General features: G+C 60.3%; 16 protein-coding genes. 6 read left to right on the top strand and 10 right to left on the bottom strand.

Going from position 1 to position 15,115, the window contains the following annotated elements:
* On the top strand, positions 1-263 hold a 263-nt coding region (locus G113_RS21825), incomplete at its 5' end, for a hypothetical protein (RefSeq protein ID WP_005903843.1).
* Between the two features lie 163 nt (positions 264-426).
* Here the strand turns inward: G113_RS21825 and glyS are convergent.
* The gene (glyS, locus tag G113_RS13180) at positions 427-2,496 is read right to left on the bottom strand and encodes a glycine--tRNA ligase subunit beta (protein WP_005903841.1); all 2,070 of its coding nucleotides are present in this window, start codon (positions 2,494-2,496) and stop codon (positions 427-429) included.
* A gap of 9 nt (positions 2,497-2,505) precedes the next feature.
* Complete coding sequence (glyQ, locus tag G113_RS13175; RefSeq protein ID WP_005903839.1) at positions 2,506-3,435, bottom strand: glycine--tRNA ligase subunit alpha; 930 nt, start codon at positions 3,433-3,435, stop codon at positions 2,506-2,508.
* A gap of 222 nt (positions 3,436-3,657) precedes the next feature.
* On the opposite strand from glyQ, the gene G113_RS13170 reads away from it, so the two are divergent.
* The 4 genes from G113_RS13170 to G113_RS13155 all read left to right on the top strand — a co-directional run bounded on the left by G113_RS13170 (position 3,658) and on the right by G113_RS13155 (position 5,750).
* A complete protein-coding gene (locus tag G113_RS13170) occupies positions 3,658-4,227 on the top strand; it encodes a DNA-3-methyladenine glycosylase I (protein WP_005903837.1) in 570 nt (189 codons plus the stop codon).
* An 82-nt stretch (positions 4,228-4,309) separates the two neighbouring features.
* Entirely contained in the window at positions 4,310-4,555 is a 246-nt protein-coding gene (locus G113_RS13165; RefSeq protein ID WP_040319215.1) for a hypothetical protein, read from the top strand.
* A 114-nt stretch (positions 4,556-4,669) separates the two neighbouring features.
* Positions 4,670-4,912: a hypothetical protein gene (locus tag G113_RS13160; protein WP_005903833.1), complete on the top strand. Its 243-nt coding sequence runs from the start codon at positions 4,670-4,672 to the stop codon at positions 4,910-4,912.
* Positions 4,913-5,093: 181 nt separating this feature from the next.
* Entirely contained in the window at positions 5,094-5,750 is a 657-nt protein-coding gene (locus G113_RS13155; protein WP_005903832.1) for an OmpA family lipoprotein, read from the top strand.
* A 110-nt stretch (positions 5,751-5,860) separates the two neighbouring features.
* Here the strand turns inward: G113_RS13155 and G113_RS13150 are convergent, their stop codons facing one another.
* Complete coding sequence (locus G113_RS13150; protein WP_005903831.1) at positions 5,861-6,205, bottom strand: RidA family protein; 345 nt, start codon at positions 6,203-6,205, stop codon at positions 5,861-5,863.
* A gap of 25 nt (positions 6,206-6,230) precedes the next feature.
* Positions 6,231-6,476, bottom strand: a complete 246-nt coding sequence (gene tusA, locus G113_RS13145) for a sulfurtransferase TusA (RefSeq protein WP_005903830.1) — start codon at positions 6,474-6,476, stop codon at positions 6,231-6,233.
* Positions 6,477-6,647: 171 nt separating this feature from the next.
* Here tusA and G113_RS13140 point away from each other — a divergent pair, with 171 nt between their 5' ends.
* The gene (locus G113_RS13140; RefSeq protein ID WP_005903828.1) at positions 6,648-6,830 is read left to right on the top strand and encodes a hypothetical protein; all 183 of its coding nucleotides are present in this window, start codon (positions 6,648-6,650) and stop codon (positions 6,828-6,830) included.
* Positions 6,831-6,896: 66 nt separating this feature from the next.
* Here the strand turns inward: G113_RS13140 and G113_RS13135 are convergent, their stop codons facing one another.
* The 6 genes from G113_RS13135 to G113_RS13110 form a co-directional block, all read right to left on the bottom strand.
* Positions 6,897-8,135 (bottom strand): ABC transporter substrate-binding protein, encoded by a 1,239-nt coding sequence (locus G113_RS13135; RefSeq protein WP_005903827.1) that lies wholly within the window; start codon positions 8,133-8,135, stop codon positions 6,897-6,899.
* Positions 8,136-8,139: 4 nt separating this feature from the next.
* Complete coding sequence (locus G113_RS13130) at positions 8,140-9,582, bottom strand: ATP-binding protein (RefSeq protein ID WP_005903826.1); 1,443 nt, start codon at positions 9,580-9,582, stop codon at positions 8,140-8,142.
* A 67-nt stretch (positions 9,583-9,649) separates the two neighbouring features.
* Positions 9,650-10,372, bottom strand: coding sequence for a response regulator (locus G113_RS13125; RefSeq protein WP_005903824.1), 723 nt, complete (start codon positions 10,370-10,372; stop codon positions 9,650-9,652).
* Positions 10,373-10,617: 245 nt separating this feature from the next.
* Positions 10,618-11,781 carry an acetyl-CoA C-acyltransferase FadA gene (gene fadA, locus G113_RS13120; protein ID WP_005903822.1) on the bottom strand — a complete coding sequence of 388 codons (1,164 nt, stop codon included), beginning with the start codon at positions 11,779-11,781 and terminating at the stop codon, positions 10,618-10,620.
* 21 nt (positions 11,782-11,802) lie between these two features.
* On the bottom strand, positions 11,803-13,950 hold the full coding sequence (fadB, locus tag G113_RS13115; RefSeq protein WP_005903820.1) for a fatty acid oxidation complex subunit alpha FadB: 2,148 nt from the start codon (positions 13,948-13,950) through the stop codon (positions 11,803-11,805).
* Positions 13,951-14,243: 293 nt separating this feature from the next.
* On the bottom strand, positions 14,244-15,115 hold an 872-nt coding region (locus G113_RS13110; RefSeq protein ID WP_005903818.1), incomplete at its 5' end, for an AMP-binding enzyme.

Genomic DNA, 15,115 nt, shown 5'->3' with positions numbered 1-15,115 from the left:
CCCTAGAACAAAGAGCCAGGCTAGATATAGAGATTAGAAAAGCCTCCCAAGGTGAGCAGGAGTGGGAATTAACAGGGCTAAGGCTCGAATATGATAGGCACCTTAAAAATAAGTTTTCTGAGATACAAGAGTTTACAAAGGTCCTTAGAGATTATATTGACCTTGGATGCCTCAAACGATTCTTTATGAATTTCATTCCCCTAAGAGTGATTAAAAGCCAGTCAATGGAAGTTGTCATGGAGACACCAACTCAGACCAACTAACTGGCACTCTACATCACATTGGAGGACCAATTAGGTAGATCTATTAATTATTTCTTCACCATTAAACCGCCTTTTTTATTAGTGAATATTAAATTATTGGTAAGGACTCAATAAAAAACGGCGCCTATCTGCGCCGTTTTTTATATCACTCACTCAACCGGGATCACTGCAGCAGGGAGATATCCGCGACTTGCAGGAACAGGTTGCGCAGGTTGTTCAGCAGTGCCAGACGGTTGGCCTTGAGGGCCTCGTCGTCGGCCATCACCATGACTTCGTTGAAGAAGGTGTCGACCGGCCCCTGCAGGGCGGCCAGACGGGTGAGGGCAGCCTGATAGTCACCGGCAGCGAACAGTGGCGCCAGTTCGGCTTGCAGGGCAGCAACCTGGGTGGCCAGCGCCTGCTCGGCTGCGTCGACCAGCAGTTCCGGTTTGACGGCGGTCGGCAGTTCGCCTTCCACCTTGGCCAGGATGTTGCTGACGCGCTTGTTGGCAGCAGCCAATGCCAGTGCGGCATCCAGAGTGCGGAAGTGGCTGACGGCCTTGACGCGGGCGTCGAAGTCGCGAGGACGGGTCGGGCGGCGGGCCAGCACGGCCAGCACCACGTCGGCACCTATGCCTTCGTCCTGATAGGCGGCGCGGAAGCGGCCCAGCATAAAGTCGACCACGTCGGTGACGACGGTGTTGTTGGTCAATTTGCCTTCGTAGACGCGAACCGCTTCTTCCACCAGTTCAACCAGATCCAGGTCCAGCTGCTTCTCGGTCATGATGCGCAGGGCACCGATGGCGGCGCGGCGCAGGGCGAAGGGATCTTTGTCGCCTTTGGGCAGCATGCCGATGCCGAAGATACCGGCCAGGGTGTCGAGCTTGTCGGCCAGCGCGACGGCGCAGGCTTCCAGAGCGGACGGCAGGGCATCACCGGCGAAGCGCGGCATGTACTGCTCGTTGAGGGCCACGGCCACCACTTCGTCTTCGCCATCGTGGCGGGCGTAATGCATCCCCATCACACCCTGGGTGCTGGCGAACTCGCCGACCATGTTGGTCATGAGATCACACTTGGAGAGCAGGCCGGCACGCTTGGCCTGAGCCACGTTGGCGCCGATCCGCTCGGCGATAAAGCCGGCGACGGTCTCGATACGCTCGACCTTGGCCTTGACTGTGCCGAGCTGTTGCTGGAACAGCACGGTTTCGAGGCGCGGCAGGCGGGAGGCCAGGGTCTGCTTGAGGTCGGTCTTGAAGAAGAACTCGGCGTCGGAGAGACGGGGGCGAACCACCTTCTCGTTGCCGCTGATGATCTGGCTCGGGTCTTTCGACTCTATGTTGGTGACGAAGATGAATTTGGGCAGCAGCTTGCCGCTCTTGTCGTAGACCGGGAAGTACTTCTGGTCACCCTTCATGGTGTGAACCAGCGCTTCAGCCGGCACGGCCAGGAACTTCTCTTCAAAGTTGGCGGTCAGCACCACAGGCCATTCGACCAGGGCGGTCACCTCTTCGAGCAGGGCGTCGTCCAGATCGGCAACGCCACCGAAGGCGGCGGCGGCCGCTTCGACGTCAGCCTTGATCTTGGCCTTGCGGGCCATAAAGTCGGCCACTACCTTGCCTTTTTCCAGCAGGATCTGCGGGTACTGGTCGGCATTGTCGATGGTGAACTCGCTCTCGCCCATAAAGCGGTGACCGCGAATGGTGCGGGCGGAGTCGATACCCAGAATGTGAGCGGGCACCAGATCCCCATCCAGCAGCAGGGTCACGGTGAACACCGGACGCACGAACTGGATGGTCTTGTCGCCCCAGCGCATCATTTTCGGGATGGGCAGCTTGGCCAGAGATGAAGCTACAAGCTCACCCAGCAGCTCGCGCGCCGGACGGCCTTCGACCTTGGCGGTGTGAACCAGCCATTCACCCTTGTCGGTGACCAGACGCTCGGCTTGAGCAACTGTGATGCCGTTGCCACGAGCCCAGCCTTCAGCAGCCTTGGTCGGCTTGCCGTCGGCATCGAACGCCTGGGAGACGGCCGGGCCGCGCTTCTCGACGCTCTTGCTCGGCTGCTCGCCGGCCAACTCACTCACTTTCAGCGCCAGGCGGCGCGGTGAGGCAAACCACTCGACGTCGCCGAAGGCCAGGTCGGCCTTGGTCAGTTCGCTCTTGAGGTTGCCTTCAAAGGCTTCGGCCAGGGAGCGCAGGGCCTTGGGCGGCAGCTCGGCGGTGCCGATCTCTACCAGAAATGTATGTTGTGCCATGTCCGTTCCTTAACCTTGCTTGTTCTCTTCGTCGCTGCGCTTGCACATGGGGAAGCCCAGCGCTTCGCGGGAGGCGTAGTACGCCTCGGCCACGGCCTTGGTCAGGGTACGAATGCGCAGTATGTAGCGCTGACGCTCGGTGACCGAGATGGCCTTGCGGGCATCCAGCAGGTTGAAGGTGTGACCAGCTTTGAGAATGCGCTCATAAGCGGGCAGCGGCAGCGGTTTTTCCAGGGCCAGCAGGTGCTGGGCCTCTTTCTCGTACTGCTCGAAGCAGTGGAACAGGAACTCCACGTCGGCGTGTTCGAAGTTGTAAGTGGACTGCTCCACCTCGTTCTGGTGGAAGACATCGCCATAGGTGGTCTTGCCCAGCGGGCCATCGGACCACACCAGGTCATAGACGCTGTCCACGCCCTGGATGTACATGGCCAGACGCTCGAGACCGTAGGTGATCTCGCCGGTGACCGGCTTGCACTCCAGGCCGCCAACCTGCTGGAAGTAGGTGAACTGGGTCACTTCCATGCCGTTGAGCCACACTTCCCAGCCCAGACCCCAGGCACCCAGCGTCGGGTTTTCCCAGTTGTCTTCCACGAAGCGAATGTCATGCACCTCTGGATCCACACCCAGCTCCTTGAGGGAGCCAAGATAGAGTTCCTGGATGTTGTCGGGGGAAGGCTTGATGATCACCTGGAACTGGTAATAATGCTGCAGGCGGTTCGGGTTTTCACCGTAGCGGCCGTCGGTCGGACGGCGGGACGGTTGCACGTAGGCGCAGGCGATGGGCTCAGGACCCAGGGCACGCAGGCAGGTCATGGGGTGCGAGGTACCGGCACCCACTTCCATGTCCAGCGGCTGAATAATGGTACAGCCCTGGCGAGCCCAATAGTCCTGCAGCTGCAGGATCAGGCCCTGAAAGGTTTTGACATCGAATTTTTGCATAATGTTCTTCGCGCGAAATGAAATCAGAGCAAGATTTGCTGAATGTTAACCGAAGGAGTATACCGTCTGGCATGGTCGGATAATAGGCGAAATTACAGTGGATTCATGGGGTGGCAGTGCGCCGGGCCTGGCTGGCCCGGAGGGTTGACCCCATGATGCAGGCGCGGGAAGATGCCGGTCGGGCGTGCCCGGGGAGTGGACAAAACAAGGGGAGATCAATAAATGGAACTGCGCTGCGCCTGGGTCACCAAGGATGCCGAATACATTGAATACCATGACAAACAGTGGGGAAGACCGGTACGGGATCCCATCGAACTGTTTGCCAAGCTCTGCCTCGATGGCCAGCAGGCGGGGCTCTCCTGGATCACCATTCTCAAGCGCACAGACAGCTACTACCGTGCCTATGCCGACTTCGATCCGGTACGCATCGCGCAGTTCGACGAGCAGGATGTGGCGCGGCTGATGCAGGACAAAGGCATCATCCGCAACCGGCTCAAGGTGCAGTCGATCATCAAAAACGCCCGCGCCTATCTGGCGTTGCAGGAGCAGGGGATCGACTTTTCCGATTACCTGTGGGCCTTTGTCGGCGGCGCCCCCATGGTCAACCAGCGGCAGGGCAACGGCGACATTCCGGCCACCTCACCAGAGTCGGACGCCATGGCCAAGGCGCTCAAGAAGCTCGGCTTCACCTTTGTCGGCAGCACCATCTGTTACGCCTTTATGCAGGCTGTGGGCATGGTGAACGATCATCTGGTGACCTGCCCCTGTCACGCCGGGTGCCAGCAGGGGTAGCCAGCCATTTTTCGCCGCCCGGTACAGCAGGCATACAGTAAGATCTGCTCAAAATTGGGGTATTCATCACTAGGGTATCCCCATGTCACCGAACTCATTTCTTCCACTCGTTATCGGCAGTGTGATCCTGGCCGTTTGCTCCGTGCTGCCTGCCCAGGCGACCGATCGTCAGGACTCCCGCGAGCTGCGCCAGGAGGTGCGTCCCGAGGTACGCGACGTCAAGCAGGATTGCCGCGAGAACGATCAGAAGGACAACTACGAATGTCGTCAGGACAAGCGTGAGGTGAAGCAGGACATTCGCGAGAAGGCTCGTGACGTCAAACACTGAACGTTGAGCTTCGATGAACAACCGGGAGGCGCCGCCCGAGCGGCTGCCATCCCGGTTCGGGTATAAAATCAAGACACGCCAAGTCGGTGCGTTTCGTTCAGTTAAGGAGTCATCATGAAGAAGTCCGTATTCATGCTGCTTGCCGCCACAGTCTTGTTGACTGCGCTGCCTGCCCAGGCCACCAAGCAGGCTCAGGAGCGGCGTGAAGCCCGTGATATGCGTCAGGATACCCGCCAGGACTCCCGCGATGCCAAGCAGGAGTGTCGTGAAGGCCTGGTCGGCAATGCCGATTGCCGTCAGGACCACCGTGACGCCAAGCAGGAAGGGCGCGACAAGGCCCGTGACATCAAATACTGATGCCATCGCCGTCGGTGGCAGGGGATGCAAATGGCGGGTTGAGCTTGTCATGATGGCAATAGAAGGGGGGCTCAGGCCCCCTTGTTCATATTGGTGATATGAGCACGTCACACTCTGGCGTCCCTCTGAGGTAGAATGCGCGGCCGCTCGGCTTGAGTCATTTTTTCAGAGGTTTTTTACCATGCATTTCAAGAAACTTGTTCCTGCGCTTGTACTGACCGTTGTCATGACCGGCTGTACCACCAATCCCTATACCGGTGAATCCCAGACCTCCAAGGGCGCCTGGGGTGCGCTGGCTGGCGCCGCAACGGGCGCCGCCGTGGGTGCGCTCTCCTCCAGCAAGGGTGATCGCAAGAAGGGCATACTGACTGGCGTGGCCGCTGGCGCCGCCCTGGGTGGCGGTATCGGTTACTACATGGATGTGCAGGAAGCCAAGCTGCGCGAGAAGCTGCAAGGCACTGGCGTCAGCGTGACCCGCAGCGGTGATCAGCTGATCCTCAACATGCCGAACAACGTCACCTTCGACAGCGCCAGCGCCCAGCTCAAAGCCGCCGGTGCCAACACCCTGTCCGGCGTGGCCATGGTGGTTGCCGAGTTCGACAAAACCCGCCTGAACGTGGTCGGTCACACCGACAGTACCGGTTCCCGCGAGCTGAACATGAAGCTCTCCGCCCAGCGTGCCGATGCCGTCGCCGCCCAGCTGATCGGTCAAGGCGTGACCGGCAGCCGCATCACTACCAGCGGTGTGGGCCCGGATCAGCCGGTCGCCACCAACAGCACCGCAGAGGGCAAAGCCCAGAACCGTCGGGTGACCATCACCCTGACCCCGACAGCCTGACAGCATTGCCATTGCCGGTTTCATTCGGCTGAGCAGAGTAAAAAAACAAGGCCCCGCCAATCTGGCGGGGCCTTGTTTTTTACGTAGCGTGGCAGGCACTCCGTCTCGGGTCAGGCGGCGGCAGTCAGCTGCAATTCGACTCTGTAGCCGGGGTTGGCGAGTTCGACCTGGACGCAGGCGCGCACCGGCGCCGTGCCAGCCGGGATCCAGGCATCCCACTGCTCGTTGAAGGCGGCAATGTCGGCAATGTCCTTGAGGTAGATGTTGGCCATCAGGATCTTGTCGACCCCGGAGCCGTTGGCCTCCAGCAGCTGCTTGAGGCTGGCCAGCACTTCGCGGGTCTGGGTGTGGATGTCGGCCTCGACGCTGGCGGGGACTTCCACCACGTAGAGGGTACCGTTGTGGATGACAACATCAGACCAACGGGCCGTGGTGCCGATTCGGGTAATCGTCATAGGGTGCTCCTAGAGGCAAGCGGGCTTATGAACCTTTGCGGATCAGATAGCGATAGGGCAGCTGTTCTGTCTCGCTGGCGATCAGGGTGTGATCCATGAAGCGGCAGAAGCTGGGAATGTCACGGGTGGTGGAGGGGTCGTCGGCGCTGACCAGCAGGGTCTCACCCTGAGCCATGGTGCGGACGCGCTTGCGCACCATCATCACGGGTTCCGGGCAGCGAAGCCCGATTGCATCCAGTTCATGGTTTGCGTCGCAGAATAAATCACTCATCTATAATCAACCTTCAACCTAATTCGCTGCCAATGATACCCAAGGCTAAAAAATAATCAAACCTGCAGCGCTAATGTCAGTGGATGATACCAAAGTTCATCCTGACTCTATGCTGCCGTGGCCTGACGAGTAATATAAAAAATGCACCATATTCAACAAGGAGGTATGAATATGATCCAGTCACAAGGCAGATTGCAGGCCTATGCGGCCATGGGGTTCCTAGCGTTTTCCATGATAGTGCTGGGCAGCCCGATAGGAAATACCGGCACCTGGTTTGGCGCCATGGTGATGATCGGACTGGGGCTCTGGATTGAGCTGAGCGACTACTACGAGGATGACGAAGAGGACCTCTGACTCAGCTCCTACTGGGTATATCGACCAAGGCGAGCATGGCTCGCCTTGTTTATGTCTGCGGGCGCCTCAGCGCGTCGAGCGGATCGCCCGGGCCAGGTGCTGGGCAGTCTGCTCGGCATTGGCCCGGCCATCGTTGAAGTAGTTGCTCAGCACATCCATGATGGCCTGGCGCGTATTGGTCGGAGTGGCCATGCCCTCCGCCATGCTGGGCAGCAGGGTTCCTTTCTGCTCCGCAATCTTGAAATCCCGATATGCCTTGATGGCGCAGCGATCGAAGCTCTTCATGTCCGGATTGATCAGCGCCGGAATCGAGCCCTTGATCCGGTTGAAGGCTTGCTGGAAGTGCGGGGTCATCAGCAGCCGGGCCAGCTCGCCCTGAGCCTGGGTCTGGGCCGGATCCCGCTGCTTGAACATGGCGATGGAATCTATGTTGTAACTGAACAGTCCCTGACTACCGGGGCTCGGCAGACATTCGATATCTTCCCCTGGTCGGTAGTTGCCTGCGCTCAGCTCCCCCTTCACCCAGTCCCCCATGATCTGCATGGCGGCCTCGCCGGTCTCCAGCTGGCTGGTGGCCTGGTGCCATTTCAGGCCGGTAAAACGGTGTGGCACATAGGCGCGCAACTGGTGGAAGCGCGACAGTACCCGCACCATGTCAGGGCCGGTCAGGGTCGCCTCATCCTGTTTGAGGAAGGCCTTGCGATAGAAATCCACCCCGCCTTCGCCCAGCGCCACCGCCTCGAACAGCACTGTCAGTTGCCAACCTTCGTTGCCAATGGCCAGCGGCGTGATGCCTTGCGCCTTGAGTTGCTCGGCCACCCCCACGAACTGGTTCCAGTCGGTCGGTGGCGCCAGCTCGAGGCGCTCGAACACCTTTCGGTTGATCCACAGCCAGTTGACGCGGTGGATGCCGGTTGGCACCGCCATCAAGGCGCCGTTCTGACTCAGGGTCTCGCGCACCATGGGGGGGAGTTGGGGATACCAACCGAGGTGCTCGGCCATGGGGCTGAGATCGCGCAGGAAACCGAGCCCGGCCCACTCCTTGAGCTCATAACCCTTGAGATGCGCCGCCTCCGGCGGGTTGGCGGCCAGGGCTCTGCTCTTTAATACCGTCATGGCGCTCTTGCCGCCGCCACCCTGGACGGCGAAGTCATTCCATTGATTGCCAAGGGCCGCCCACTCGGATTTGAGTTCAGTCACCGCCTTGGCCTCGCCACCTGAGGTCCACCAGTGCAATACCTCGACCTGAGAGGCGAGTGCTGGCAGGGACACCAGGGTGAACAGAGAGAGAGAGAGCCACTTCATGGGATCATTGCCTTGGTAGGGAGAGGGTGGCCTGCAGGCCGCCCTGGGGACGATTTTCCAGCACCAGATCGCCGCCGTGGGCGTGGGCTATGTTACGGGCGATACCCAGCCCCAAGCCCGTTCCAGCCTGATCCTGACTGAGCCGGACATAGGGTTCGAAGATACGCTCGAACTGATCGTCCGGCAGGCCCGGGCCCTGGTCCAGGATGAAGAGGATCAGCATCTCCTCGTCATCCATGACGATGATGCGTACCTGTTGGCCGTATCTGATGCCGTTGTCCACCAGGTTGCCGATGCAACGCTTGAGAGCGAGGGACTTGCCCCGATAGGGCCACTTGCACTGACCCTCTATGATGAGCCGTTCATCATGCAGATTCATGGCCTCGGCCATCTGCTCCAGCATGGCGTTGACGTCGATGAGTTCGATGTTTTCGTGAATGTCCGTCTCTTTCACCGTCTGCAGCGCCCCCTTCACCATCAACTCCAGCTCGTCCAGGTCCTTGCTGAACTTGGCGATCTGGGTTTCGTCATCGAGCAGTTCGACCCGCAGCCGAAGCCGGGTGATGGGGGTCTTGAGATCGTGGGAGATGGAGCTGAACAGTCGCTCTCTGTCATCGATGTAGCGGCGGATACGGTGTTGCATGATGTTGAAGGCGCGGGTGGCCGCCACTATCTCGGAGGCACCTTCCTCCTTGAGCTGGGGCTGATCGATGTCCTTGCCGAGGTTGACCGCCGCCTTGGCGAGACGGCGCAGGGGCCGCGTCTGCCAGCGTACCAGCAAGAAGGTGAAGAAGCAGAGGAAGACCGTCATCAGGGCGATGAAGCGCACCTGGTTGCTCGGCATCACCGTATCGTCGAGCGTCATGTAGGGGGCGGGCAACAGAGCGGCCAGATAGAGCCACTCTCCTGGTTCTATCTCTATCTGGGTTACCAGCACCGGGGGGTTGATGGGTTCCAGGGAGAGGGTGTAGCGGGCCCAGGAGGAGGGCAGGTCTGCCAGCAGGGTATCGTTGTTGAACACATGGAGATCGTCGGGACGGGAGAAATCCACCTTGATCACCATGGCATCGGAGAGCTTGCGATTGAGCACCCCCTGCACCTCGTTCAATACCAGCGTCTTGCGCTCGCTGTCCGGGATGGCGCTGATCTTTATTTCCTCTTCGTTCAATGAGACGAAGAAGCGGCTGCCCCCCATGTTGCGCAGCTGATCCAGGGCGATATGGCGATATTGCAGGGGCAGGGACTTGAAGAAGTTGACCGTGGAGGCGGCCGACAGCGCCAGGTTGCGGGTGGTGCTGAGCATGCCTTCCAGCTCCCGCTTCTGGATCTGTTGCATCCAGATCCCGGTGAGTATGGTCTGGGAGAGCAGTATGGCGAGCAGCAACAGCAGCAGCATGCGCGACAGCAGGGAGCGGGGCACCAGCACCCGCCAGAGTTGGCCCATCATGACGTCATTCCAAGAGACGCGCGATCTGCCGTCCCGGCTGATCGCGGCGCAGGGGCCACGGCTCCCCTCATGGCAGCTCGTGTACTTCGGCGATCAGCATGTAACCGCTGCCGCGTATGGTCTTGATGATGCGCGGGCTCTTGCCGTTGTCACCCAGCTTCTGGCGCAGACGGCTGATCTGCACGTCGATACCGCGCTCCATGGGCAGACTCTCGCGGCCACGGGTGGCATCGGAGATGGTATCTCTGTCGAGCACTTGGCCCGGCTGCTGCAAAAACATGTTGAGCAACACGAAATCGCTGCCGGAAAGGTCCAGCAGGCTGCCATCTCCATGGGTCAGCTGGTGGCTGAGGGTATCCAGGGTCCACTCGGCGAACTGCAAACGGCGGCTCGGTTCTTTCTCTTTTTCCGGCTGGCGGAATTCGGCGCGGCGCAGCAGTGCCTTGATGCGGGCTTGCAGCTCGCGGGGGCTGAACGGCTTGGCGATGTAGTCGTCGGCACCGAGTTCGAGGCCGATCACCCGATCCGCCTCGTCGGAGGCTGCGGTCAGCATGATGATGGGCACCTGGGAGTCGCGGCGGATCTGCTGGCAGAGGGTAAAGCCGTCATCACCGGGCATCATGATGTCCAGTATGATGAGATCAGGGTTGTGACGACTGAGCTGCTGGCGCATCTCGTTGCCCTCCGCCGCCATCAACACCTGAAAGCCGGCCCGGGTCAGGTATTCGTTGAGCAGTTCGCGGATCTCTTGGTCGTCATCGACGATCAGCAGTTGTTTGCTCGTTGACATATGTATGTGCATCCACCCATTTTTTTGTGCAGATTGAACCTGTCGGGGGAGCAAAAAGCAAGCAAACCCCCTATCTAATGTGAGGTTAGGGGCATTATCGCCACCGTTTTGTCGCAATAAACGAAAAAAGGCCGACCCAAACGGGACGGCCAAGCGCATGGTTCCGACTGCTGGGTGCCATCCCGTGTGATGGCGCCGCCGGACGCTACTTACTCATGGAACCCGAAAAAGCCCGGGCGTTTAAATCACACTCGCTCGAATACGGTGGCGATGCCCTGACCTAGACCGATACACATGGTGGCCAGACCCAGGGTGGCATCCTTCTCCTCCATCAGATTGATGAGGGTGGTAGAGATGCGAGCGCCGGAGCAGCCCAGCGGGTGACCCAGGGCGATGGCGCCGCCGTTCAGGTTGACCTTCTCGTCCATCACCTCCAGCAACCCCAGATCCTTGGCACAGGGCAGGGACTGGGCGGCAAATGCCTCGTTCAACTCGACCAGGTCGATGTCTGCCATGGTCAGACCGGCGCGCTTGAGCGCCTTCTGAGTGGCAGGCACAGGGCCATAACCCATGATGGCGGCGTCGCAACCAGCGACTGCCATGGCGCGTACCCGGGCGCGGGGGGTCAGGCCCAGCGCCTTGGCGCGATCCGCACTCATCAGCAGCATGGCGGAAGCACCGTCGGACAGGGCCGAAGAGGTGCCCGCGGTGACGGTACCGTTGACCGGGTCGAATACCGGGCGAAGCTGGCTCAAGACATCGACTGTGGTTTCCGGGCGGATCACTTCGTCGTAGTCGTAGAAGAAGCGGGCACCGCTGGCGTCATGGCCTTCCAGCCCGACTATCTCCTTGGCAAAACGGCCTTCCACGGTCGCGGCATAGGCGCGGCGGTGGGAGCGGGCGGCAAACTCGTCCTGCTGCGCTCGGCTGATGCCGTGCAGCTTGCCCAGCATCTCGGCGGTCAGCCCCATCATGCCGGAGGCCTTGGCCACGGTCTTGGCCATGCCGGGGTGGAAGTCGACCCCGTGGCTCATGGGCACATGGCCCATGTGCTCGACGCCGCCGATGATGAAGATGTCCCCGTCACCCACCTGGATGGCACGGGAAGCATCATGCAGCGCCTGCATGCTTGAGCCACACAGGCGGTTGACGGTGACAGCACCTACCTGCTTGGGGATCCCCGCCAGCAGGGCGGCGTTGCGGGCGATGTTGAATCCCTGCTCCAGGGTCTGCTGCACGCAGCCCCAGTAGATATCCTCAATCTCGTTCGGGTCGAGGTTGGGGTTGCGCAGCAGGATGGAGCTCATCAGGTGCGCGGAGAGATCTTCTGCCCGCACGTTGCGAAAGGCCCCGCCTTTGGATCGGCCCATGGGGGTCCGGATACAGTCGACAATGACTACGTCTTTCATGAATGGATCTCCTTTGCGCAATCAGTAGAAGGTTTTGCCCTGGGCGGCCATGTCACGCAGCTTGTCGCTGACGCGGTAGAGCGGGCCCAAGTCGGCATACTGGTCGGCTTGGGCCACGTAAGCGTCCAGACCTATGGTGTCCAGATAGCGGAACACGCCGCCGCGGAAGGGAGGGAAGCCCAGACCGTAGACCAGTGCGATGTCGGCTTCCGCCGGGGTGGCGACTATGCCCTCTTCCAGGCAGAGCACCACCTCGTTGATCATGGGGATCATCATGCGGGCAATGATGGCGTCCTTGTCGAAATCCTGTTTCGGCTTGGCGATGGGGGCCAGCAGCTCGTAAGCGGCCACATCGGCCACCTTCTTCGGCTTGCCCTTCTTGTCCTGCTCGTAGGCGTAGAAGCCCTTGCCATTCTTCTGACCGAAGCGGCTGGCGTCGTACATCACGTCGATGGCGGTGCGACCTTCCTTGCTCATGCGAGCCGGGAAGCCCTGTGCCATGACGTCACCGGCATGGTGACCTGTGTCGATGCCGACCACGTCCAGCAGGTAGGCGGGGCCCATCGGCCAGCCAAACTCCTTCTCCATCACCTTGTCGACCGCAGCGAAGTCGGCGCCATCGGCAACCAGCTTGTTGAAGCCGAAGAAGTAGGGGAACAGCACCCGGTTGACGAAGAAGCCAGGGCAGTCGTTGACCACCACCGGCGACTTGCCCATGGCGGCGGCGTAGGCCACCACGCGGTTGATGGTGTCGTCTGACGTCTGCTCGCCGCGGATGATCTCCACCAGAGGCATGCGGTGCACAGGGTTGAAGAAGTGCATGCCACAGAAATTCTCTGGGCGTTTCAGCCCCTTGGCCAGCAGGGTGATGGGAATGGTGGAGGTGTTGCTGGCGAGCACGGCGTCGTCACCGATGATCCCTTCTACTTCGCCCAGCACGGCGGCCTTCACCTTGGGGTTCTCGACCACGGCTTCGACCACCAGATCCACATGCTTGACGTTGTCATAGCTCAGGGTCGGGGTGATGGCGGAGAGCACCTGGCCCATCTTGATGCCATCGATGCGGCCCTTTTCTAGCTGGCCGTTGAGCAGCTTGGTGGCTTCGCCCATGCCCAGCGCCAGCGCCTTCTCGTTGATGTCCTTCATCACCGCCGGGATACCCTTGCTGGCGGACTGGTAGGCGATGCCGCCCCCCATGATGCCGGCACCCAGTACGGCGGCATGGCCGGTGGCCTTGTTCGCCTGCTTGGCGGCCTTCTTGGCCAGTGCCTTGATGTGCTGATCGTTGAGGAAGATGCCGACCAGCGCCTTGGCGACGTCGGTCTTGGCCAGCTTGATAAATCCTTGTGCCTCGACCACCAAGGCCTCGTCACGGCTCATGCCGGCGGCGGCCTCGACGGTTTTGACTGCGGTCATGGGGGCCGGATAGTGCTTGCCTGCCACGGCGGCAACCATGCCGGCGGCGGTGCTGAAGCTCATCATGGCTTCCAGCTTGGAGAGGCGCAGCGGGGCGGTCTTGGCGGCGCGGCGGCCTTGCCAGTCCAGCTTGCCCGCGATGGCATCTCTCATCATCTGCAGGGCGGCGCTGTGCAGTGCCTCGGGGGCGACCACGGCATCGACGGCACCTACTTTCAGGGCATCATCGGCGCGGTAATCCTTGCCGGTGGTGATCCACTCCAGCGCGTTGTCCGCACCGATGAGGCGCGGCAGACGAACTGTGCCGCCAAAGCCCGGCATGATGCCGAGTTTGGTCTCGGGCAGGCCAATCTTGGCGCTGGTGTCGGCCAGACGAAAATCGGTGGCGAGTATGGTCTCGCAGCCGCCGCCCAGGGCATGGCCCTTGATGGCAGAGAGGGTTGGCACCGGCAGATCTTCGATGGCGCTGAAGATGTCGTTGGCCTTTTTCAGCCAGCCGAGCAAGTCTTCTTGCGGCAGATCAAACAGTTCCAGAAATTCGGTGATGTCGGCGCCGACGATGAAGGCGTCTTTGCCAGAGGTGAGGATCAGACCTTTTAGTTCACGTTCTTGTTTTAATGCGGCTATCGCTTCGCTCAGTGAGAGCAGGGTGGCGCGATCCAGCTTGTTGACTGAACCCGGGGCATCGAACCTCAGTTCGGCAATGCCGTGTTCGAGGTAGCTGACCGACAGGGTTTCGCCTTGGTAGATCATGAGAGTGTCTCCTTGTTCCCACGCGGTGGGGGGCTTGGCTCCTTTCTCCCCAGCAGGGGGCGAGGCTCACTATTGATCCAAAGGGTGACAATTTCAACACCTATTTAAAACATTTGTTTAACAGTCTTTGAGTAAAAGCTCTTGGCCGTGATCCGGCTCTAAGTTAGGCAAAAAAAGCGGCGCCATGAAGGCGCCGCTAGGGAGAAACCGGGCAGGAAGACCTGGCTAATCGGCCAATTTCGGTATGGACTCAGCCCCTTGTGCTTCTGGCTGAACAATGAATGCCGAGGCCACTAGCAGGCTAGCTCAGACCGGTTGCGATACTGATTCAAGACATCGGGATCGGCCAGGGCATGGGTGTTGTTGACGGGTCTGTTGTGCACCACTTCTCGCACAGCCAGTTCGACTATCTTACCGGACTTGGTACGGGGAATGGCATCGACCTGCAGGATGCGGGCGGGGACATGGCGGGCGGTGCAGTGCTGTCGCACCTGCTGGCGAATACGTTCGCACAGCGATTCGTCCAGTTTCATGCCGGGCTTGAGTTTGACGAAGAGCACTACCCGTTCGTCCTGCTGCCACTGCTGGCCGATGACGATGCTCTCCTCTATTTCATCGAGCTGTTCTACATAACGGTAGATCTCGCTGGTACCTATCCTTACGCCCCCCGGGTTGAGGGTGGCATCGGATCGGCCGTAGAAGAGGATGCCGCCGGTCGGGGTCAGCTCTATCCAGTCCCCGTGGCACCAGATGTTGTCGAACCGCTCGAAGTAGGCGGCGTGGTACTTGTCGCCGTTCTCGTCGCCCCAGAAACCGACAGGTTGGGCCGGGAAGGGCTTGGTGCAGACCAGCTCGCCCTTCTCCCCCTGCACCGGCTGGCCCGCGTCGTTGAATACCTGTACCGCCAGTCCCAGGCCGCGCCCCTGGCTCTCACCACGATAGACGGGGCTGATGGGGTTGCCGATGACGAAGCAGGAGCAGATATCGGTGCCGCCGGAGATGGAGCTGAGTTGCACATCCTGTTTTATCTGTTGGTAGACGTAGTCGAATCCCTCAGGGGAGAGCACTGAGCCCGTGCTGCAAATCAGCCGCAGGTGGGGCAACTCGTGGGTATTGATCGGGGCATAGCCCTGCTTGTGCAAGGCATCCAGATATTTAGCCGAGG

Origin of the sequence: Aeromonas molluscorum 848 (assembly GCF_000388115.1) — a bacterium.
Lineage (GTDB): Bacteria > Pseudomonadota > Gammaproteobacteria > Enterobacterales > Aeromonadaceae > Aeromonas > Aeromonas molluscorum.
Note: the sequence above shows the minus strand (reverse complement) of the source record. Positions and strands in the feature narration are given on the sequence as shown.

Excerpts from the sequence above, each read along its gene's own strand:
- fadB (WP_005903820.1), bottom strand. The coding sequence starts at position 13,950 with ATGATCTACCAAGGCGAAACCCTGTCGGTCAGCTACCTCGAACACGGC.
- G113_RS13170 (WP_005903837.1), top strand. The coding sequence starts at position 3,658 with ATGGAACTGCGCTGCGCCTGGGTCACCAAGGATGCCGAATACATTGAA.
- G113_RS13165 (WP_040319215.1), top strand. The coding sequence starts at position 4,310 with ATGTCACCGAACTCATTTCTTCCACTCGTTATCGGCAGTGTGATCCTG.
- G113_RS13135 (WP_005903827.1), bottom strand. The coding sequence starts at position 8,135 with ATGAAGTGGCTCTCTCTCTCTCTGTTCACCCTGGTGTCCCTGCCAGCA.
- G113_RS13160 (WP_005903833.1), top strand. The coding sequence starts at position 4,670 with ATGAAGAAGTCCGTATTCATGCTGCTTGCCGCCACAGTCTTGTTGACT.
- glyQ (WP_005903839.1), bottom strand. The coding sequence starts at position 3,435 with ATGCAAAAATTCGATGTCAAAACCTTTCAGGGCCTGATCCTGCAGCTG.
- G113_RS13140 (WP_005903828.1), top strand. The coding sequence starts at position 6,648 with ATGATCCAGTCACAAGGCAGATTGCAGGCCTATGCGGCCATGGGGTTC.
- glyS (WP_005903841.1), bottom strand. The coding sequence starts at position 2,496 with ATGGCACAACATACATTTCTGGTAGAGATCGGCACCGCCGAGCTGCCG.
- fadA (WP_005903822.1), bottom strand. The coding sequence starts at position 11,781 with ATGAAAGACGTAGTCATTGTCGACTGTATCCGGACCCCCATGGGCCGA.
- G113_RS13125 (WP_005903824.1), bottom strand. The coding sequence starts at position 10,372 with ATGTCAACGAGCAAACAACTGCTGATCGTCGATGACGACCAAGAGATC.
- G113_RS13155 (WP_005903832.1), top strand. The coding sequence starts at position 5,094 with ATGCATTTCAAGAAACTTGTTCCTGCGCTTGTACTGACCGTTGTCATG.
- tusA (WP_005903830.1), bottom strand. The coding sequence starts at position 6,476 with ATGAGTGATTTATTCTGCGACGCAAACCATGAACTGGATGCAATCGGG.
- G113_RS13150 (WP_005903831.1), bottom strand. The coding sequence starts at position 6,205 with ATGACGATTACCCGAATCGGCACCACGGCCCGTTGGTCTGATGTTGTC.
- G113_RS13130 (WP_005903826.1), bottom strand. The coding sequence starts at position 9,582 with ATGATGGGCCAACTCTGGCGGGTGCTGGTGCCCCGCTCCCTGCTGTCG.